A 20,574-nucleotide genomic window follows, 5' to 3' on the forward strand; every position below is an offset into this window, starting at 1 on the left:
TCTGCGGAGGCTTTTTATAACAAGCTTGAAACTAAAGTTCAAGCCAAATAGGAAAACCTAAGAAATAAAATTGGAATAAGCCTAAAAACCAGCAGCGCCAAGGGCTGCAGCTAAAATGCTATCCACAGACCTAGGCTACCACAGGTTTAGATTTTAAAAAGCCCCTTTTTGCATTTTTTTTAATGCAAATAGGCATTTTCTTGCGTTAGACCAAATTTTTAACAACTTCAAAGCCTTCGATTGGTTGTTCTAACGCCAGCTTAAGCACTTCATCCACCCAACGTACCGGCCTGATCTCAAGGTCGGCCACCACATTAGCCGGGATCTCCTCGAGGTCACGCTCGTTCTCCTTAGGAATCAGCACCAGCTTAGTACCGCCTCGATGGGCCGCCAGTAGCTTCTCTTTAAGGCCACCGATTGGCAGGACTTCACCACGCAGGGTGATCTCACCCGTCATGGCCACATCGGCGCGCACCGGGTTACCGGTCAGGCTAGAGACCAGTGCGGTACACATGGCTGCACCTGCAGATGGACCGTCTTTCGGCGTCGCCCCTTCGGGCACGTGAACATGGATGTCGCGCTTCTCATAGAAGTCAGGGTTAATACCAAGCTGCTCTGCGCGGGCGCGCACCACAGTCATGGCGGCCTGAATCGACTCCTGCATCACATCACCCAGTGACCCGGTATAGGTTAGCTTACCCTTACCCGGCACAGAGGTGGCCTCTATGGTAAGCAGATCGCCACCCACTTCGGTCCAGGCAAGACCTGTCACCTGGCCAATCTGGTTGTTCGACTCCGCCTTACCATAGTCGAAGCGCTGAACGCCGAGGAAAGACTTGAGGTTGTCTTGATTGACATCCACATGTTTCACCGACTTGTCGAGCAGGATCTGTTTAACCACCTTACGGCAGATCTTAGACAGCTCACGCTCAAGCGCACGCACACCAGCTTCACGGGTGTAGTAGCGAATGATGCCAATAATGGCGCTCTCATCGACGTTGACTTCGCTGGCTTTGAGGCCGTTACGCTCGATCTGCTTAGGCAGCAGATGCTGCTTAGCAATGTTGAGTTTTTCATCCTCGGTATAACCCGACAGGCGGATAACTTCCATACGGTCCAGCAGTGGCCCAGGAATATTCATCGAGTTAGAGGTCGCCACGAACATCACATCAGAGAGATCGTAATCCACTTCTAAGTAATGATCGCTAAAGGTCGCATTCTGCTCAGGGTCTAATACCTCAAGCAGCGCCGATGCCGGGTCACCACGCATATCGCTGCTCATCTTATCGATCTCATCGAGCAGGAAGAGTGGGTTCTTAACCCCAACCTTAGACATCTTCTGAATCACCTTACCCGGCATTGAGCCGATATAGGTACGGCGATGACCTCGGATCTCGGCTTCATCTCGCACGCCACCGAGCGCGACACGCACGTATTTACGGCCTGTTGCCTTGGCAATAGATTGTCCCAGAGAGGTCTTACCCACACCCGGTGGGCCCACCAGACAAAGGATAGGGCCTTTAAGCTGCTTCACGCGGCTCTGCACCGCCAGATACTCGAGAATACGCTCTTTGACCTTTTCCAGACCATAATGGTCTGTGTCCAGCACATCCTGGGCCTTGGCCAGATCGCGCTTAATCTTAGAGCGCTGTTTCCAAGGTACAGAGATCATCCAGTCGACGTAGCTGCGCACTACCGTGGCCTCGGCCGACATAGGCGACATCATCTTCAACTTGTTGAGCTCGGCGGTGGCCTTCTCTTTGGCCTCACTCGGCATGCCGGCTTCTTCAATCTTGCGGGTCAGGGTCTCGAACTCGTCGTGAGACTCGTCGATATCCCCAAGTTCCTTCTGAATCGCCTTCATCTGCTCGTTGAGATAATACTCGCGCTGGCTCTTCTCCATCTGCTTCTTGACGCGGGAGCGGATACGCTTCTCCACCTGCAGCAGATCGATTTCCGACTCCATCATGGCCATCAAATATTCCAGACGCTCGGAGACATTCACCATCTCGAGTACCGCCTGCTTGTCTTCCAGCTTCAACGGCATATGAGCCGCCATGGTATCGGCAAGGCGCGCGGCCTCATCAATACCCGACAGTGAGGTCAACACCTCTGGCGGGATCTTCTTGTTTAGCTTGATATAACCTTCGAACTGGCCGATGGCCGAGCGTACCAGCACCTCCTCTTCCTTATCGGCAAGTTCTTCCGATTCGAGGTATTGGGCGGTCGCCACAAAAAATTCGGTCTCTTGAGTGTACTTGTCGATTCGGGCACGTTGGCCACCTTCGACCAGCACCTTCACCGTGCCGTCAGGCAGTTTGAGCAGTTGCAAGATAGAGGCGACGGTACCGACCTCGAAGATATCATCGCTGGTCGGTTCATCTAATTCAGCATCGCGCTGGGCCACTAATATAATCTGCTTATCTTGCTCCATCGCCGCTTCCAGGCAGCGAATAGATTTTTCCCGACCGACAAACAGGGGAATAACCATATGGGGGTAAACCACCACGTCTCTCAATGGCAGTACCGGGAGTTCGATTCGCGCTTCACGCTCTAAGGTCATAGCTCGATTCCGTTTGGTAACAATATTAATGAGTATATTGGGGTGTTTCAGTGGGTTTCAATGGCAAAAATAAAAAAAGGAGCCCACTGGACTCCTTTATGTTTGATTCGCTTGGTATTAGCCGAATTATTGTTCAGCCACAGCCGCTTGCGTCTCGTTGGCTTCGTAGATGAGGATAGGAGCCGACTCGCCCTTAACCACAGACTCATCGATAACCACCTTGGCTACGTTTTCTGTCGATGGCAGGTCATACATGATATCCAACAGTATGCCTTCGACGATTGAACGCAGACCACGAGCACCGGTTTTACGCTCCATTGCCTTCAGAGCAATCGCCTTAAGCGCATCTTCTCTGAACTCCAGCTCGACCCCTTCCATCTCGAACAGTGCCGCAAACTGCTTAGTCAGCGCGTTCTTTGGCTCAGATAGGATCTGAATCAGGGCGGCTTCATCCAGCTCAGCCAGGGTTGCCAGCACAGGCAGACGACCGATGAACTCAGGGATCAGACCGTATTTCACCAGATCTTCCGGCTCTACCTGCAACAACACATCAGAGATGGTTGCCTTATCGGCCTCGCCTTTCACCTCCGCGCCGAAACCAATGCCGGTGCCCACGTGAGAGCGCTGCTCAATCACCTTCTCAAGGCCCGCAAAGGCGCCGCCACAGATGAAGAGGATCTTAGAGGTATCGACCTGCAAGAACTCCTGCTGAGGATGCTTACGTCCGCCTTGGGGCGGTACGGCAGCCACTGTGCCTTCGATCAGCTTAAGCAGTGCCTGCTGCACGCCTTCACCGGACACGTCGCGGGTGATCGATGGATTATCTGACTTACGGCTAATCTTATCGATCTCATCGATATAGACGATACCGCGCTGCGCCTTCTCGACATCATAGTCACATTTCTGTAGCAGCTTCTGAATGATGTTCTCGACATCCTCACCCACATAACCGGCTTCGGTCAGCGTGGTGGCATCAGCCATGGTAAAAGGCACATTCAAGAACCGAGCTAAGGTCTCGGCAAGCAGCGTCTTACCACTACCCGTTGGGCCGATAAGCAGGATGTTACTCTTGCCCAGCTCGACACCATCTTTAGGCGTAGCATTCTTTAAACGCTTATAGTGGTTATATACAGCAACAGATAAGACTTTTTTAGCCTTCTCTTGACCTATGACATAGTCATCAAGATGCGCTCTGAGCTCATGTGGCGTAGGTAATCTATCTTGATCTTGCTTTGGCGATATCTCACGGATCTCTTCACGGATAATATCGTTGCAAAGCTCTACACACTCGTCACATACATACACAGAAGGGCCAGCGATGAGCTTACGAACCTCATGCTGACTCTTTCCACAAAAAGAGCAGTACAGCAGTTTCCCGCTATCACCGTTACTTTTGTTGTCGCCCATTAGTTTACCTCTTTTGCAGTTTCACTCACTGCACAATTCTTCTCTTACGCCTTTTACTGATCATAGCTCAGCAAGCGACAAATATCAGCCTCGTTTATCGAGCACAGAGTCAACCAATCCGTAGGCTTCCGCCTCGGTGGCACTCATGAAATTGTCACGATCCGTATCGCGCTCGATCACTTCCAGCGGCTGGCCAGTATGGTCGGCAAGCATCTGGTTTAGCTTATTCTTAATGCCCAAAATCTCTTGTGCATGAATCGCGATGTCAGAAGCCTGACCTTGGAAGCCACCTAATGGTTGGTGGATCATGACACGTGAGTTAGGCAGACAGTGACGCTTACCTTTGGCACCACCGGCAAGCAGGAAGGCGCCCATACTGGCGGCCTGGCCGATGCACACAGTGCTAACGTTAGGCTTGATAAACTGCATGGTATCATAAATCGCCATCCCCGCCGTAACCGAGCCGCCAGGAGAATTAATATAAAGATAGATATCTTTATCTGGGCTCTCAGACTCGAGGAACAGTAGCTGAGCAACGATCAGGTTAGCCATATGTTCTTCAACCTGACCAACGAGAAAGATCACCCTCTCTTTGAGCAGACGAGAATAAATATCATATGAACGTTCCCCTTTGGCAGTTTGTTCAACGACCATAGGCACAAGTGCATTCAGTACTGATTCTGGCGCATTTTGCATTATTAACTTCCCTAAATAAAAACGGCCCGCATGAGGAGCCTCATACGAGCCATTATAAATGGCTAACAGCCATTTAAGTCAAGCATAGGTTACGCGCGACCAGTAGCCTTGTTCATAAATTCTTCGAATTGAACTGCTTTCTCGGTAACCTTAGCTGATTTCAGCAGTGCTTCAACGGCTTGCTCTTCTAGGGCAACGTTGCGCATGTTCTGCATCATCTCTTGGTTGTTATTGTAGTACTCAATAACTTCCTTTGGATCTTCGTAGGCAGAAGCCATAGAAGCGATCAGTGCTTGAACGCGCTCGTCATCAGCTTTCAGCTCGTTAGTCTTGATCACTTCACCAAGTAGCAGACCCACTTTTACGCGGCGCTCAGCTTGCTCGGTGAACAGGTCAGCTGGCAGCTCAGGCATGTTAGCGGCTTGGTTACCGAAACGCTGCATAGCTTGTTGACGAAGTACGTTAACTTCACCGTCAATCAGAGCCTTAGGCAGGTCGATTTCGTTTTGCGCTAGCAGACCATTTAGAACCTGATCTTTCACGTTAGCTTTAAGCGCTTGCTCAAGTTCACGGCTCATGTTCTTACGGATCTCAACTTTCAGCGCTTCCAGGCCACCGTCGGCAACGCCGAACAGCTTAGCGAACTCGTCATTCACTTCTGGCAGGTTAGCCGCTTGCACTTCTTTCAGAGTGATAGCGAACTTAGCCACTTTACCTTTCAGGTTTTCTGCGTGGTAGTCTTCAGGGAAAGTCACTTCGATATCGAATGCTTCACCGGCCTTGTGACCTTCAACACCAGACTCGAAACCTGGGATCATACGGCCGCTACCTAGTTGTAGTTCGAAATCTTCAGCCTTGCCGCCTTCGAACTCTTCACCGTCGATAGAACCAACGAAGTCGATCTTCGCCTTGTCGCCTTCGGCAGCTGCACGGTCAACCGCTTCGAAAGTAGCGTGTTGCTTACGCAGGGTTTCGATCATAGCGTCAACATCGGCGTCAGTTACTTCGGCAGTTGGTTGCTCAACTTCAATCGCATCTAGACCTTTTAGTTCTACTTCTGGGTAGATTTCGAAAGTAGCAACAAACTGGAAGTTCTCAGCATCGGTCTCACCAGGAACGAAAGTAGGTGCACCCGCTGGGTTTAATTTTTCTGCGATGATGGCTTCAACGAAGTTACGCTGCATCACTTCACCAGTGATCTCTTGACGAATCGCTTTACCATAACGCTTGTTGATCACGCTTACAGGTACCTTGCCTGGACGGAAACCAGGAATACGTGCACGCTTAGCTTCATTTTTCAAACTATCAGAAACGGCTTTTTCAATCTGCTCAGCAGGAACAGAGATAGTTAGGCGGCGCTCTAAACCTTGTGTTGTTTCTACAGAAACTTGCATTGTTTTACCTCGAAATATGTCAAACGTCTTTTGTAATAGCCGAATCATCAACTATTAAGGTATTCGTTTCTTGATCTAAAAAAACGACTAAAATGCCTTGGTAACTGGGTTTGGCAGTCGTCGCACATAGTTGAAATTTATCAAGACGCGACATTATAGCCACGGTTTTCGGCATAGTCGAGCCTCAAAGCCCTAATTACGGACGTAAAAAAAGCGACCAGAGGTCGCTTTTTTTATTTTCTTCGAAAGAAGTGGGGTGACTGATGGGACTTGAACCCACGACAACCGGAATCACAATCCGGGGCTCTACCAACTGAGCTACAATCACCACTGATTTGGTACGCCCGGCAGGATTCGAACCTGCGGCCATCCGCTTAGAAGGCGGATGCTCTATCCAACTGAGCTACGGGCGCGTCGTTATGAACTTGGTTCATATCCTAACAGGGCAAATAACGTCTCCACGTTATTTAAAAATTTGGTCGGTGATAGAGGATTCGAACCTCTGACCCTCTGGTCCCAAACCAGATGCGCTACCGGACTGCGCTAATCACCGAGAATCTTATTCTTGACCATACACAGGGTGTCGTCGAGAACGGAGCGCATATTATCCCCTCATATGGTTAGCGTCAACGATTTTTTTGCAATGCCTGCGCGCCTGACTATTTAAACAGCTATCCGAAACTTTATTAGACAATTAAGGCAAATATCAGGGCATTTAGTCTATTTCAGCCCACATCCTGTCGTCTTACACAAAGCAGAGGAGCACTGTAGCCTGGCCGACATTATCCATATATTAGAACTGACTGTTATCGAGCGAAGTCAATGACAGTTTCCGCCCCCCCTGTTAAAATGTCGCCGATTTTTTATTATCGCGCCATATTAAGGAAATCCACCCCCCATGACAGCCCAAATAATCGATGGCAAAGCGATTGCTCAATCCATTCGAAAGCAACTGAGTGCCAAAGTAACCGCCCGCAAAGAGGCCGGAAAACGTGTGCCGGGATTAGCCGTTATCTTAGTGGGAGCCGATCCCGCCTCTCAGGTCTATGTCGGCAGTAAGCGCCGCGCCTGTGAAGAGGTCGGCTTCCTGTCGCAATCTTTTGACCTGCCTACCGAAACCTCGGAGGCCGATCTACTCGCCCTGATCGACAGATGTAACGAAGATCCAAGCATAGACGGTATCTTAGTTCAGCTGCCACTGCCGGATCATATCGAAGAGTCGAAGGTGATCGAGCGAATCCGTCCGGATAAAGATGTCGATGGCTTCCACCCATACAACGTGGGTCGTCTGGCTCAACGCATCCCAGTGCTGCGCTCTTGCACGCCGATGGGGATCATGACGCTTATCAAGTCAACAGGTGTCGACACCTATGGCTTAGACGCCGTCGTCGTAGGCGCCTCTAACATCGTCGGCCGACCCATGACCCTGGAACTGCTGCTGGCTGGCTGCACCACGACCACCTGTCATCGCTTCACCAGTGACCTCGAAGATAAGGTACGCCGCGCAGATCTGCTGATCGTTGCCGTAGGCAAGCCTAACTTTATTCCTGGTGAGTGGATTAAACCGGGCGCCATCGTTATCGACGTGGGGATCAACCGTTTAGAGAGCGGTCAACTCGTGGGCGATGTGGAATATGATGTGGCTGCCGAGCACGCCAGTCATATTACCCCCGTTCCGGGTGGTGTCGGCCCTATGACCATCGCCAGCCTGCTGGAAAATACCCTGTACGCCGCCGAAAACTATCATGACTAACTATCATGACGAATCATCACGACCGATAATCGCTACTCATATTAGGGATTAAGATCGGGGGCTGATATCAAAGGTTAGTATCAAGGACTGATATAAAAGGCTTTAGCTAAGCCGCTGGCCCCTGAAACAAGAAAGCCTGCACTAAGTGCAGGCTTTCTTGTTCCAACCGTTATAAGAAGGTTTTACTTCTTACGCCAGGTGGTGCCGCCAGGGCCATCTTCCAAGATCACGCCCAGGGCATTCAGGCCATCGCGAGCCACGTCGGCCGCAGCCCAGTCCTTCTCGGCGCGGGCACGGTTACGCTCGGCGATCAAGGCCTCGATCTGCGCCACCTCATCCTCACTACCCTCGCCCTTAAAGAAGCTATCCACATCCAGCTCTAAGATCCCTAGCACGTCACCCAGCTGCTTCATGCTCACACCCAGGGCAGAGGCCGCATTCATATCATCTGCCTTGAGGCGATTGATCTCACGGGCCATATCAAACAGCACTGAGTAAGCCTCAGGCGTATTGAAGTCGTCGTCCATCGCCTCTTTAAACTTGGCCACATACTCCTCTGCCGGCGCCGCCTCGACGGTCAGATCCAGATCTTTGAGCGCGGTATAAAGACGCTCGAGCGCCGCCTTGGCTTGCTTGAGGTTATCTTCCGAGTAGTTTAGCTGACTGCGGTAATGGCCCGACAGCAGGAAGTAACGCACGGTCGAGGCATCATAATGCTCGAGCACGTCACGAATGGTGAAGAAGTTATTGAGCGACTTAGACATCTTCTCCTTGTCCACCATCACCATACCCGTATGCATCCAGTAGTTTACATAAGGGGTGTCGTGGGCACAGCAAGACTGAGCGATCTCATTCTCATGGTGGGGGAACTGCAGATCAGAGCCACCGCCATGGATGTCAAAATGCTCACCCAGATGCTTGCTGTTCATCGCCGAACATTCGATGTGCCAGCCAGGACGACCAGGGCCCCATGGCGAATCCCATGTCGGCTCGCCCGGCTTGGACATCTTCCACAACACGAAATCCATAGGATCGCGCTTGTTCTCGTCAACCTCGACGCGGGCGCCCGCCTGCAGCTGATCGAGATTCTGTCCTGACAGACGACCGTATTCAGGGAATGACGCCACACTGAAGAGTACATCGCCATTAGCGGCAATATAGGCATGATCTCGCTCAAGCAGACGCTCGACCATCTCGATGATCTCAGGCATATGCTGAGTAGCACGAGGCTCGAAATCGGGGCGCTTCATATGCAGCGCATCGAAGTCACGATACATCTCTTGTGTCAGACGCTCGGTCAGCGTGTCGCAGCTCTCGCCGTTCTCGGTGGCGCGCTTGATGATCTTATCGTCGACATCCGTGATGTTACGATGAAAATTCACGTCATAGCCGATATATCTTAGGTATCTGACGATCATGTCGAAAGCAACAAACGTACGTCCGTGACCTATATGACACAAATCATATATGGTTACCCCGCAGACATACATGCCGACTTTACCTGGCTGTATTGGCTTAAATTCCTCTTTTTTGCGGGTAAGACTGTTGTATAGCTTCAACATTGATATTCTCTACAGATAATTGACAACAAATAGGCCGCTCAGTCTACCACCTGCAAACGGCCGCTTCCAGCGTGATTGCGTGAATCTAAAGCGTTTTTTGTGCCCTCGCACATTCTTCACACCCGATAGCCTAAAATGCGAGTGTAGATCGAGCTGTAAAGCATGTTCGCAGGGATAAAAGTCACGCCATCCCTTTATGCGCCCAGGTTAATAGGCTAGAATCTGGCGCTATCTGAATAAGTAACCATGATGAGATACAGTCATATGATCACAATGCAAACCAACCACGGTGTTATTAAACTCGAACTCGATGCCGAAAAAGCACCAGCAACCGTAGCGAACTTCATTAAGTACGCAAAAGACGGTTTCTATGACGGCACCATCTTTCACCGCGTAATCGACGGTTTCATGATCCAGGGCGGTGGCTTCACCGAAGATATGTCGCAAAAGCGTTGCAACGAAGCGATCGAGAACGAAGCCAACAATGGTCTTTCTAACCTTGTCGGCACCATCGCCATGGCCCGCACCTCTGATCCTCATTCGGCCACCGCACAGTTCTTCATCAACATCAACGACAACACCTTCCTCGACTTCAAGTCTGAGTCAGTACAAGGTTGGGGTTACTGTGTGTTTGGTAAAGTCACCGAAGGCATGGATGTGGTTAACCAGATCAAGGCTGTTGCTACCGGCAACCGCGGCATGCACCAAGACGTTCCGCTAGAAGCTGTCGTCATCGAAAACGTGACAGTCGAAGAGTAATCACAGGGCCGACACTTGTTGAACTACACCCTGTTTGTGGGCGATCTGCACCTCAGTGCCGATCGCCCCGATATCCTAAGCGCCTTCCATCAATTTCTTAGTCAAGATGTCACCCACTGCGACGCCCTCTATATCCTGGGGGATCTGTTTGAAGTATGGGTGGGAGACGATATCGCCGAGCCTTTTGCCCTAGAACTTGCCGAGCGCTTAAAGCAATTCTCGGTTCACACCCCAATCTACTTCATCCATGGCAATCGCGACTTCCTCCTGGGTAAAGCATATGCCGAGCGTTCGGGCATGACACTCTTACCCGAGGTATATTGCCTAGACCTCTATGGTCAGCCTAGTGTGTTGCTCCATGGCGATAGCCTGTGCACCCTAGATAAGGCCTATCAGAGATTCCGCCGCTTTAGAAATATGTCGTGGGCCAAGTTCATCTACAATCACCTGCCTAAGTCGAAGCGCATCGCCATTGCCGACAAGCTTCGAAGCAAGAGTAAGCAGAGCAATCAGCTAAAAAGCTATAGCATCATGGATGTGGAGCCCTGCGCGGTAGCACAGCTCATGGCGCAAACTGGCGCTAAGCGCATGATCCATGGTCACACCCATAGACCCGACATTCACCAGCTCGCCAATAATGGCCAGCGAATCGTGGTGGGAGACTGGTATGAGCAAGGCAGCGTATTAAAAGTGAGTCCCGAGCAGGTGAGCCTGCAAAGCTTGCCTTTCAGCGAAACTGACGCCTAAGGCGTTCATTCACCAGCCTAGATTAAGTGTACCTTAGCAAGGCCTTCCCGAGTGAAACTTGAACTCACTGTCTGGCGCGCTTATCAGCTCGGCTTCCAGCCTGGCGAAATGTGCCACACGCTCGTCGATATTCTCTGAAGAAATGGCCTGGGCCAACACCAGATAATCTTGATAATGGCGCGCCTCCGAACGTAGCAGAGATACGTAGAACTTACTCAAGCCTTCATCGAGATGGGGGGCCAGCTTGGCGAAACGCTCACAGGATCGCGCCTCGATAAAGGCGCCGACGATCAGCTTGTCCACTAAGGTCGCCGGTTCGTGGGTGCGCACCCCGCGCATCATCCCTCTTGCGTAACGCCCGGCGGTGAGATTTTGATAGGGTATGTTACGTGCCTGCATGATCTCCAGCACCTGTTCAAAATGGTGAAACTCTTCCTTTATCAGACGCACCATCTTTGCTATAAGGTCTGGGCCATAATCGACTCCAGGCTTGGCAGTGAGTTCACCCACCAGCTCATTTTTCTTCACGTCCCGCGCCAGAAAGGCATCTATGTCCCGTGACTTGTTGTAAACGAATTCCTCATAGGGCTTAGCCCACTCGAGCAGCTTATCACCGCTTGCCTTATCGACCGCGTACTTACGGATCAAAAACATCGCCGTCTGCGCCGCCTTCAGCTCACAGTTACAGTGATCGATAAGCAGCGCAGCAAGCTGCTCGCTCTGGCTGGCGAGTGCAATCCACTCATCTGGGGTTTCACATTGTAAGAACTGCTTTATCGGCGCTAATAAGGCTTGCATGACACACTCGGGGGTTAAACGGACAGACGCCGACTATTCTACCCTTAAAAGACAGCCTTAGGCAGGTCCATCTGCCTAACAGATGAAAGTTAGCTTGACTAGTCTAAGTTTATGTTCAATAAATAAACTATGTCAGTCCTTATAGGACTGTTTGGGAGCCTGAGGTCTATTGGGTAGCAGACCAACAGGCAATGCGGGTTCGTCTGAAGTTTGGCGAGCACAAAATGAAAGCTGAACAAGGATAATTATAATGATATTAAATCACTTAATGGGGTTATACACTCATCCGAAAGAAGAGTGGCACACAATTGAGAAAAACCACGAAGCGCTGAGAAGCAGTCTTAGCCATGTCCTGTTGATCGCCCTCATTCCAGCCGTCTGCACCTATCTTGCCTCCACCATGTTCGGCTGGAATCTAGGGGTATCTGATCCCCTGTTCCTCACTAAGCAAAGCGCATTGATGATGTCGATTAGCATGTATTTCGGCCTGATTGCCGGGGTATTCGCCCTGGCCTACCTGGCCTACTGGATGGCAAAGACCTTCGATGCTCAGCCAAGCTACACACAGGCGATAGAGCTGGCGGCCTATACCGCCACACCACTCTTTATGGTGGGTCTTGCGGCCCTGTATCCTGCGCTCTGGTTTATGATGATCGTAGGCTTGGTGGGGCTGACCTACTCTGTGTACCTGCTCTACACCGGGGTACCTATCATAATGAACATTCCCGAAGAGAAGGGCTTTATCTACGCCAGTTCGGTCGTCACCGCCGGCCTTGTGCTGTTAGTCGCCCTGATGGCCTCGAGCGTCATCCTGTGGAGCTTCGGCTTAGGCCCTATGTATCAATAGAAGGTATCGATAAGAGAAGGTATCAATAGGAAAAATTATCAGTAGCCGGCATAGGTTAACCTGAGATACAAAAAAGGCTTTAGGAATCACCTAAAGCCTTTTTTAGTACCAAGCGTTAACTTAGTTAGAAGAATCTCTCAGAGCAACCGTCAGGTTAAACACCAGGTGTTCAGGCGATGAGTCTTTACTGTCGGCGCAGAAGTAACCTTCACGCTCGAACTGATAGGCCTTCTCGGCCTCTGCATTAACTAGGCCTGGCTCGACTAAACCATGCTTGACCACCAAGGACTCAGGATTCAGCACCTCATCGACCGTCTCTGCAGCCGCCGGATTTGGCTGATTAAAGAGTCTGTCATATAGACGGAACTCGGCTGGTACGGCACTTGTGGCCTCAACCCAGTGGATCACCCCTTTTACCTTACGGCCATCGGCAGGATTCTTACCTAGCGTCTGATCGTCATAGGTACAGTAGATGGTGGTGACATTGCCAGCCTCATCCTTGTCGCAACGCTCAGCCTTGATCACATAGGCATTACGCAGGCGCACTTCCTTGCCCTGAACAAGACGCTTGTATTTCTTGTTGGCTTCTTCACGGAAATCGTCGGCATCGATATAAAGCTCGCGACCAAACACCAGCTCACGCTGCCCCATAGACTCTATGCTTGGGTGTGCTGGCGCCGATAGCTTCTCAACTTGCCCTTCTGGGTAGTTTTCGATGACAACCTTAACCGGGTTGATCACCGCCATGGCGCGAGGTGCATGCTCGTTCAGCTCTTCACGAATACAGGCATCCAACATGCTCACTTCGACCATGTTCTCCTGCTTAGTCACGCCGATACGACGGCAGAACTCACGAATAGCGGCAGGCGTATAGCCACGACGACGCAGACCGGCAATAGTCGGCATACGTGGGTCGTCCCAGCCTGATACCAGGCCACGAACCACGAGGTCATTGAGCTTACGCTTAGACATCAGGGTGTATTCCAGATTCAGGCGTGAAAACTCATATTGACGGGTACGGTTTGGCGCCTGGAAATCATCCAGGTTATCCAGCACCCAGTCGTACAGACGACGGTTATCCTGGAACTCAAGCGTACAGAGCGAATGCGTGATATCTTCCAGCGCATCAGAGATACAGTGGGTGAAATCATACATAGGATAGATGCACCACTTGTCGCCAGTCTGGTGGTGATGGGCGAAACGGATACGATAGATCACAGGATCACGCATACACATGAAGGGGGATGCCATATCGATCTTGGCTCGCAGTGCACACTCACCCTCTTTAAATTCACCCTTACGCATCTTCTCGAATAACGCTAGGTTTTCTTCGACAGAGGTATCACGATAAGGACTGTTCTTACCAGGCTCCTTCAGGGTGCCACGGTACTCACGAGTCTGCTCACCATTGAGGAAGCAGACATAAGCTAATCCCTTCTTAACCAGTTCTACCGCGTACTGGTGCAGCTGGTCGAAATAGTTAGACGAGTAGCGGATCTCACCATCCCACTGGAAACCTAACCAATGCACGTCTGCCTGAATAGAGTTAACGTAATCGATATCCTCTTTCTCAGGGTTGGTATCATCAAAACGTAAGTTACATAGCCCCTTATAGTCCTGCGCCAAACCGAAGTTTAAACAAATCGATTTTGCGTGACCAATATGAAGATAACCGTTTGGCTCGGGCGGAAAACGTGTGTGCACTCGGGTGTGCTTACCGCTCTCTAAATCTTCATCTATGATGTTACGAATGAAGTTACTAGGACGTACTTCGGTGTCCACATGACTCATGGAAATCCTCTTTGCGAACTCTATTTCATCGGGCGCACAGCTGCCGCTCGAGACTAATGGGAGAAAACCTGCATATTCCTACAGATTTCGCTTCGTTACAACGGCCAAATCGCAAAAACTGCCATGATTTAGCGCAAAAACAGAAAAGCAGCGAATTATCGCTGCTTTTCTCGGTTTAACAAACTGTTTTACATCAAGCTTAAATCTACTCTGTCACCACGTTAATCACAGGTATGATGGTCTGAGCACGCTGCCCCTTGCGCTTGAGCCACAGGTAGAAGACCACCAGCGCGACTAAGAAGAAGCCGATCCACAGCCCAGACTGCAATGGGTGCGCCGCAAATGTCATCGCCTGATAGAAGATGGTCGCGGTACCGTAAGCCAAGCCGAAGGTCCAGGTGGCGGCAAAGGTTGCCCAGCGCGGTCCAAACTCACCCACCAGGGCGCCCATGGCCGCCACACAAGGGGTATAGAGCAAGATGAACAGCAGGTAAGCAAAGGCTGCCGTCACACCGCTAAAGCCACTCTGCAGCGCACTAAAGGTTGAGGTATCTACATCCAGCTCGCTCGAGGCTGTCTCTATGCTCTCAATATCACCAACAGACATTGACAGCGGATCTTCAGGCGCGATGCCAAACAGGTTCTCTGGAATGGTCGCCAAGGCTTCACTAAAGCTCTCTGACAGCGGCGCCAGATCTTCCTCTTCACCACTTGCGGTAGAGTAGAGGCTATTGAGCGTACCTACCACGGCTTCCTTCGCGAAAATCCCCGTGATAATACCCACAGTTGCCGGCCAGTTATCTTGCTCTATGCCCATTGGTGAGAAGAGCGGAGTCACCTTCTGACTCGCCACACTGAGCACAGACTCAGAGCTGTCTTCGTGGCCGAAGCTGCCATCGACACCGATTGCGTTGATGAAGTTAAGCAGGGTGACCACGATAACGATCGTCTTACCCGCGCCTAGAATAAAGCTCTTAGTACGCTTGCCGGTTCTTGCCATCACCGCCTTGAATTTAGGCGTCTCGTAGTTAGGCAATTCCATCACCACGGCGCTGCTGCTGCCCGGAAGCAAGGTTGAACGTAGCAGTAAACCCGTTCCTATCGCGGCCAGCACACCAATGATATACAGCAGGAACACCAGGTTCTGACCCGACTCGGGGAAGAAGGCCGCCGCAAACAGGGCATAAACCGGTAAACGTGCACCACAAGACATGAAGGGCGCCATCATACCCGTCACGATGCGCTCACGCTCGCTGCCTAAGGTACGGGTTGCCATGATGGCAGGTACCGAGCAGCCAAAACCGACGATCATAGGCACAAACGCCTTGCCCGGCAGACCAATACGACGCATCAGGCCATCGACCACGAAGGCGGCGCGCGCCATATAGCCCGAGCCTTCCAGCACAGAGAGTGCCAGGAACAGAGCGGCGATAACGGGAATAAAGGTGGCAACGGTTTGGATACCCTGGCCTATACCGCCGGCAACCACAGTTACCAACCAGGCTGGAACACCGATATTGGTCATCAGGGCGCCGAGGTGATCGACAAACAGGGCACCGGCCGTGATGTCGAAGAAATCGATAAAGGCGCTACCGACGTTAATACTGAACATGAACATCAGGTACATCACAAACAGGAATACGGGTACGCCTGCTATCGGATGTAACACCAGCTTATCTAAGCGATCGCTCAGAGTGAGCTGCTCACTGTCTTTCACCGATTGATTAAACACCTGCTGCACGAAATCGAAACGTGTGGTGGCCACCATGATCTCGATATCCTTGCCCTGCGCCGCCAGGCGCTCGGAGCACTGGGACACCTCAGACAGCATCTGACCATTCTTACACTGGCCACAACCCAGGCCGTTGCCCATCATCGCCAGTGCGCGGCCTCGACTGAGTTGACTATCACGCTCAAACAGCGCCTTGATGCCCGCCTCAATATCGGCGTCGTAATTTAGTACCAATGGCGCCTCAGAGACCTTGCCATCTAGCAGATCTACCACTTGAGCCTGTACCTGCTTGATGTCGTTAACATCGCGAGAGCAGACGGCGATCACTGGGCAGCCTAACTGCTGGCTCATCTTGTCGACATCGACCTCAATCCCCTGAGCCTTGGCCGCATCAATCTTATTGAGCACCACCACCATAGGAATACCAAGTTCGCGCAGCTGCACGGTCAGGTACAGGTGACGCTCGATGTTAGTCGCATCCACCAGGTTGATGATGCCATCCATCTGCGCCTCGGCCAGATACTGCTGAGCAATCTGCTCATCGAGGGAGCAGTCACAGCTGCTACCGGCAGGAAGCAGATCATAGATACCCGGCAAGTCTGTCAGCAGCACCTGGGTATCATTCAGGGTAAAGGCCCCTGTCTTCTTCTCAACCGTCACCCCTGACCAGTTACCCACCTGCTGATTGGCACCTGTGAGGGCGTTAAAGAGTGTTGACTTGCCCGCATTAGGGTTACCAACGGTCACACAATGAAATTGTTTAGCCATGAGCCAGCTCCACCTCGATTACTTCTGCCAGATCCTTACGCATGCATAACTTACTGCCACGAATGGCCAACTCTAATCCCGAGCCCAATGGTGCACGTCGTAATAGGGTCAGAGAGGTGTTTGGGGTGATCCCCATAGATAAAAGCTTGCGTTTCACTACCGCAGGCAGGCTAATCTGGCCCACCTCGGAGATCACAGCACTATCGCCAGGCTTTAATTCGCTTAATTTCATATTGCAACTCTACCTTTTCAGGTCTCGATAAATCTGAACTACACCAGATTCTAACGGAGCAAGGCTTCCAATAACTTTATCTAGATCAATATTTATGATTGGAAACGATAATAATTTTCAATTGTATTTTATATTATGTGACAGATATCTCAATCAGTAAACGAGATCATTAAATGAGAACCATTTTCATTAGCGGCCAATTTTACGTCCCAGCCCTGGCACTTAGCGTGATCTAGATCACATAAAGTGCTAATTCGCTCAAATACCTCATTTTTAACCGCGATTTATCGGCACAAAATTTACACATTCGTCACAAATCCCACCTATTATTTAGCTTTGGTAAATTAGTAATTCATAAAGATAACAACTAAAAACCTCACTGTGCTTGGATGGATGATGATGAAAAAGGAATCTAATTGGCAGTCAGCCCTCTGGCTAACGGCCCTGCTCGCGCTAACTCCCCTCTTTAGATTATTCGCTCAGGCGACTCCCTGGGACAAGATGCCTGGTGAAGAGGTAGAGAAGATCCTCGATAACAAATTTGCACAGGGGCAATACTCCCCCAAGGGCGCCGATAGCTGCCTCATGTGCCATCGCAAGAACCAAACCGTCATGGCACTATTTGACGGTGTACATGGCAATCCCCAGGTAAAAGGGTCTCCCATGGCCGACCTGCAGTGCGAAGCCTGCCACGGCCCCATGGGGAAACATAACCGCGGGGGTAAGGAACCTATGATCACCTTCGGCGCCAATTCCCCTGTTCCCGCCGAGAAACAAAACAGCGTCTGCACGAGCTGCCACAACGATGACCAGCGCATGGCCTGGAGTGGCAATCATCACGACAATGCCGATGTCGCCTGTAGCGACTGTCATCAGGTGCACACGGATCACGACCCCATTAGCGATAAGAGCCAGGAGGTCGCCGTCTGCACCAGCTGTCATGCCCAGCAAAAGGCCGACTTACATAAACGCAGCAGCCACCCAATGAAGTGGCAGCAGATGGTCTGCAGCGACTGTCACAATCCCCACGGCGGTTTGGGCGAGGCGAGCCTGAAGCAGATGAGCGTCAATGACAACTGTTATGCCTGTCACAGCGAGAAGCGTGGGCCTAAACTGTGGGAGCATGCGCCCGTCACCGACAACTGCGCCAACTGTCATAACCCCCACGGCAGCGTCAACGAGGCGATGTTGATCGCCAAGCCCCCTCAGCTTTGTCAGCAATGCCACGCCAGCGACGGTCACGCCGCCAATCCGGTATTTGCCAACAGCCCTAATGCCTTCAACGGCGGCCAAAGCTGCCTCAACTGCCACAACCAGGTGCATGGCTCTAACCATCCATCGGGCAAACTACTGCAACGTTAATGAGGGAGCATAGCGATGAACAGACTCAAAGGGACTCAAACACGCGCTTGGCCACTCAGCCTGCTGACCCTCTCTATCCTCAGCAGCCTTGCATCGGCTCAGGGGTACGATCTGGCGTCGGCCAACCGCAGTCAGGTGAAGATGGACGCCTGGAAATGCCAGCGCTGTGAGGTCAAAGATGCAACCACAGGTGAGGTAGGCGTCGGCGTCGCCTATAACGACGGCAGTGATAGCCGTTTTGGCAACACCACGGGCTCGGATACCGATGGCGCCGTGGCGAGCCTGGAGGCAGATCTAACCCACAAGAAGGCCTCTGGCTACCAGACCCAATTTAAGGCAGACCGCCTAGGCTATGACGCTGGCTCTGCTAGCTTAACGACCGGCCGCAAGGGCCAATACCAGATAGCCGCCAGCTATCGAGGTTTTGCCCACTTCGATAATAATGATGCGCTCAGCCCCTATCGGCTGAATGACAGCAGTTGGCAACTCCCCAGCCAATGGCAGAGCGCCGCCACAACCGATCAGATGAGCAGCCTAAACGATAGCCTGATGGCGAGTGAGCTTAAGATCACCCGTGACCGCTACCGTCTCGACGCCGCCTATACTGGCAGCTTCTACGAGGCTAGCCTCGGCTACCAACATGAGCAGCGTCAAGGCAATCGCCGTGCCAGCGCCAATCTGCTCACCAACAGCACCATGCTGGCGGAGCGTGTCGACGACAAGAGCGATCGCATCGAAGGCAAACTCTACTTTCGCGGCGATCAATGGCTGACCGGCATAGATGCCGAGCTAAGTCATTACAAGAACGATATCAATGCCCTGCACTGGCAATCGGCGTTCAGCCCCACCTTCGGCGCCGCCTATTATGGCCAGAGCGCTGTAGCGCCCGATAACAAGGCCTATCGCGTCGCGGCTCACAGCCAATTCTCCGCCCCGGGTCAGCAGGTGCTGATGCATCTAGGTTTTAGCCGCATGACCCAAGATCAAACCTATCTACCGGCCACCATCAACGGCCCTTCCCCCATGCTGCCGGCAAGTAATCTCGACGGTCAGGTAGATCTATTGGAGATGAAGCTTAAGTATCTCGGGCGTCTCACCCCAGAGCTCAGCCTCAGGGCCGGCTACGACTATCGCGATCGCGACAACAAGTCTGAGATCTTGAGTTACCCGCAGATCATTACCGACAGCTACTACAGCGGCGATAAGCTTAATCAGGCCTATGACCGAACCCGTCAACAGGCTAATCTGGGGGCCAAGTATCGCTTTACCCGCAGCCTCTATCTGGATCTGCAATACCAGTATGAACACAACAACTACAACGCCCTCGACCGCGACAGCCTGCAGACATCAGATGTTACGGCCAAGCTCCACTATCGGCTCTCCTCCCAATGGCAAGCCTGGCTCAAGGCCGAGTTTGAGGATCGCGGCGGCAGCGAATATCTGGGCTCGAGAGTCAGCAATCGCCCCAACAACCCGCTGTTAAGGCGCAGCTATCTGGCCGATCGTGAGCGCCAGCGTTATGGCCTCTACACCAGTTTTAGCGGCGAGGCACTCAGCGCCACGCTCAACCTGCATCTGATGCAGGATGACTACACAGACACCCAGATAGGCCTGACTCAGGTCGATAGCCAGGGTTATGATCTCTCCGCCAACTATGCCCTGAATGAGCAGATTAACCTGAGCGCCTTCGTCAATCAGGACTGGCGCGACAGCGATCAGGCGGGCAGTAACAACTTCGGTAGTGCCAACTGGTTTGCCACCACCAAGGATAAGGCGACCCTTATCGGTGCCGGGTTCAATTACGACGCCCTGATGGAGAACCGTCTGCGGCTCGGCCTCAACTACAGCTATAACGACGGCCAGAGTGACACAGAGATCAGCCAAGGCCTGCACAGCCCCTATGGCAGCTATTACGCCACCCGGCACAATCTCAACGCCTTCGCCGACTTTAATCTCAGCGAGAGCCTGGGGCTGCGGCTGGATTGGATCTTCGAGCAATACCAAGACGCCGACTGGGCCAACGACAAGCTGATGCCAGACAGCATCCCCAACGTCTTGACCTTCGGTGACCTCAGCCATGATTACAACGCCCACTACTTTGGAGTGACCCTGAGTTACCAGCTGTAACTCAGCCGCCCCCTATGCCAAGGAAGCGATGATGAA

15 protein-coding genes and 3 tRNA genes are annotated in these 20,574 nt (G+C 51.8%); 6 read left to right on the forward strand and 12 right to left on the reverse strand.

Annotated features, from left to right (window positions below):
- Positions 1–205: 205 nt before the first annotated feature.
- The 7 genes from lon to L2731_RS00900 all read right to left on the reverse strand — a co-directional run bounded on the left by lon (position 206) and on the right by L2731_RS00900 (position 6,613).
- Positions 206–2,563, reverse strand: coding sequence for an endopeptidase La (gene lon / locus L2731_RS00870; protein WP_239851381.1), 2,358 nt, complete (start codon positions 2,561–2,563; stop codon positions 206–208).
- A gap of 126 nt (positions 2,564–2,689) precedes the next feature.
- Entirely contained in the window at positions 2,690–3,970 is a 1,281-nt protein-coding gene (gene clpX, locus L2731_RS00875; RefSeq protein ID WP_041509384.1) for an ATP-dependent protease ATP-binding subunit ClpX, read from the reverse strand.
- 84 nt (positions 3,971–4,054) lie between these two features.
- Positions 4,055–4,666, reverse strand: coding sequence for an ATP-dependent Clp endopeptidase proteolytic subunit ClpP (gene clpP, locus L2731_RS00880; RefSeq protein ID WP_041509383.1), 612 nt, complete (start codon positions 4,664–4,666; stop codon positions 4,055–4,057).
- An 89-nt stretch (positions 4,667–4,755) separates the two neighbouring features.
- Entirely contained in the window at positions 4,756–6,060 is a 1,305-nt protein-coding gene (tig, locus tag L2731_RS00885; protein ID WP_239851383.1) for a trigger factor, read from the reverse strand.
- A 252-nt stretch (positions 6,061–6,312) separates the two neighbouring features.
- Positions 6,313–6,388: transfer RNA gene (locus L2731_RS00890), tRNA-His, on the reverse strand.
- Between the two features lie 8 nt (positions 6,389–6,396).
- Positions 6,397–6,473 (reverse strand) — tRNA-Arg (locus tag L2731_RS00895).
- A gap of 63 nt (positions 6,474–6,536) precedes the next feature.
- Positions 6,537–6,613: transfer RNA gene (locus L2731_RS00900), tRNA-Pro, on the reverse strand.
- Positions 6,614–6,958: 345 nt separating this feature from the next.
- Between L2731_RS00900 and folD the strand changes: the two genes are divergently transcribed.
- Entirely contained in the window at positions 6,959–7,813 is an 855-nt protein-coding gene (gene folD, locus L2731_RS00905) for a bifunctional methylenetetrahydrofolate dehydrogenase/methenyltetrahydrofolate cyclohydrolase FolD (protein WP_249251428.1), read from the forward strand.
- A gap of 182 nt (positions 7,814–7,995) precedes the next feature.
- On the opposite strand, the gene cysS is transcribed toward folD, so the two are convergent.
- Positions 7,996–9,375: a cysteine--tRNA ligase gene (gene cysS / locus L2731_RS00910; RefSeq protein WP_249251430.1), complete on the reverse strand. Its 1,380-nt coding sequence runs from the start codon at positions 9,373–9,375 to the stop codon at positions 7,996–7,998.
- Between the two features lie 264 nt (positions 9,376–9,639).
- On the opposite strand from cysS, the gene L2731_RS00915 reads away from it, so the two are divergent.
- Both L2731_RS00915 and L2731_RS00920 read left to right on the forward strand, forming a co-directional pair.
- Positions 9,640–10,134, forward strand: coding sequence for a peptidylprolyl isomerase (locus L2731_RS00915; protein WP_249251432.1), 495 nt, complete (start codon positions 9,640–9,642; stop codon positions 10,132–10,134).
- 18 nt (positions 10,135–10,152) lie between these two features.
- The gene (locus L2731_RS00920; protein ID WP_041509559.1) at positions 10,153–10,881 is read left to right on the forward strand and encodes a UDP-2,3-diacylglucosamine diphosphatase; all 729 of its coding nucleotides are present in this window, start codon (positions 10,153–10,155) and stop codon (positions 10,879–10,881) included.
- 33 nt (positions 10,882–10,914) lie between these two features.
- On the opposite strand, the gene miaE is transcribed toward L2731_RS00920, so the two are convergent.
- The gene (gene miaE / locus L2731_RS00925; RefSeq protein ID WP_239851390.1) at positions 10,915–11,679 is read right to left on the reverse strand and encodes a tRNA isopentenyl-2-thiomethyl-A-37 hydroxylase MiaE; all 765 of its coding nucleotides are present in this window, start codon (positions 11,677–11,679) and stop codon (positions 10,915–10,917) included.
- A gap of 250 nt (positions 11,680–11,929) precedes the next feature.
- Here miaE and L2731_RS00930 point away from each other — a divergent pair, with 250 nt between their 5' ends.
- On the forward strand, positions 11,930–12,526 hold the full coding sequence (locus L2731_RS00930) for a Yip1 family protein (protein WP_041509378.1): 597 nt from the start codon (positions 11,930–11,932) through the stop codon (positions 12,524–12,526).
- Between the two features lie 120 nt (positions 12,527–12,646).
- Here L2731_RS00930 and glnS read toward each other — a convergent pair whose 3' ends face one another.
- From glnS to L2731_RS00945, 3 genes are all read right to left on the reverse strand, one after another.
- A complete protein-coding gene (gene glnS / locus L2731_RS00935; protein WP_239851391.1) occupies positions 12,647–14,317 on the reverse strand; it encodes a glutamine--tRNA ligase in 1,671 nt (556 codons plus the stop codon).
- A gap of 205 nt (positions 14,318–14,522) precedes the next feature.
- Positions 14,523–16,817, reverse strand: a complete 2,295-nt coding sequence (feoB, locus tag L2731_RS00940; protein WP_249251434.1) for a Fe(2+) transporter permease subunit FeoB — start codon at positions 16,815–16,817, stop codon at positions 14,523–14,525.
- Positions 16,810–17,049 carry a FeoA family protein gene (locus L2731_RS00945; protein WP_011866315.1) on the reverse strand — a complete coding sequence of 80 codons (240 nt, stop codon included), beginning with the start codon at positions 17,047–17,049 and terminating at the stop codon, positions 16,810–16,812. The genes feoB and L2731_RS00945 overlap by 8 nt, the downstream gene beginning before the upstream one ends.
- A 399-nt stretch (positions 17,050–17,448) precedes the next feature.
- Between L2731_RS00945 and L2731_RS00950 the strand changes: the two genes are divergently transcribed.
- Both L2731_RS00950 and L2731_RS00955 read left to right on the forward strand, forming a co-directional pair.
- On the forward strand, positions 17,449–18,411 hold the full coding sequence (locus L2731_RS00950) for a DmsE family decaheme c-type cytochrome (protein WP_415836993.1): 963 nt from the start codon (positions 17,449–17,451) through the stop codon (positions 18,409–18,411).
- A gap of 15 nt (positions 18,412–18,426) precedes the next feature.
- Entirely contained in the window at positions 18,427–20,538 is a 2,112-nt protein-coding gene (locus L2731_RS00955) for an MtrB/PioB family decaheme-associated outer membrane protein (protein WP_249251437.1), read from the forward strand.
- Positions 20,539–20,574: the final 36 nt, after the last annotated feature.

This window comes from Shewanella aquimarina, from assembly GCF_023349185.1.
GTDB lineage: Bacteria > Pseudomonadota > Gammaproteobacteria > Enterobacterales > Shewanellaceae > Shewanella > Shewanella aquimarina.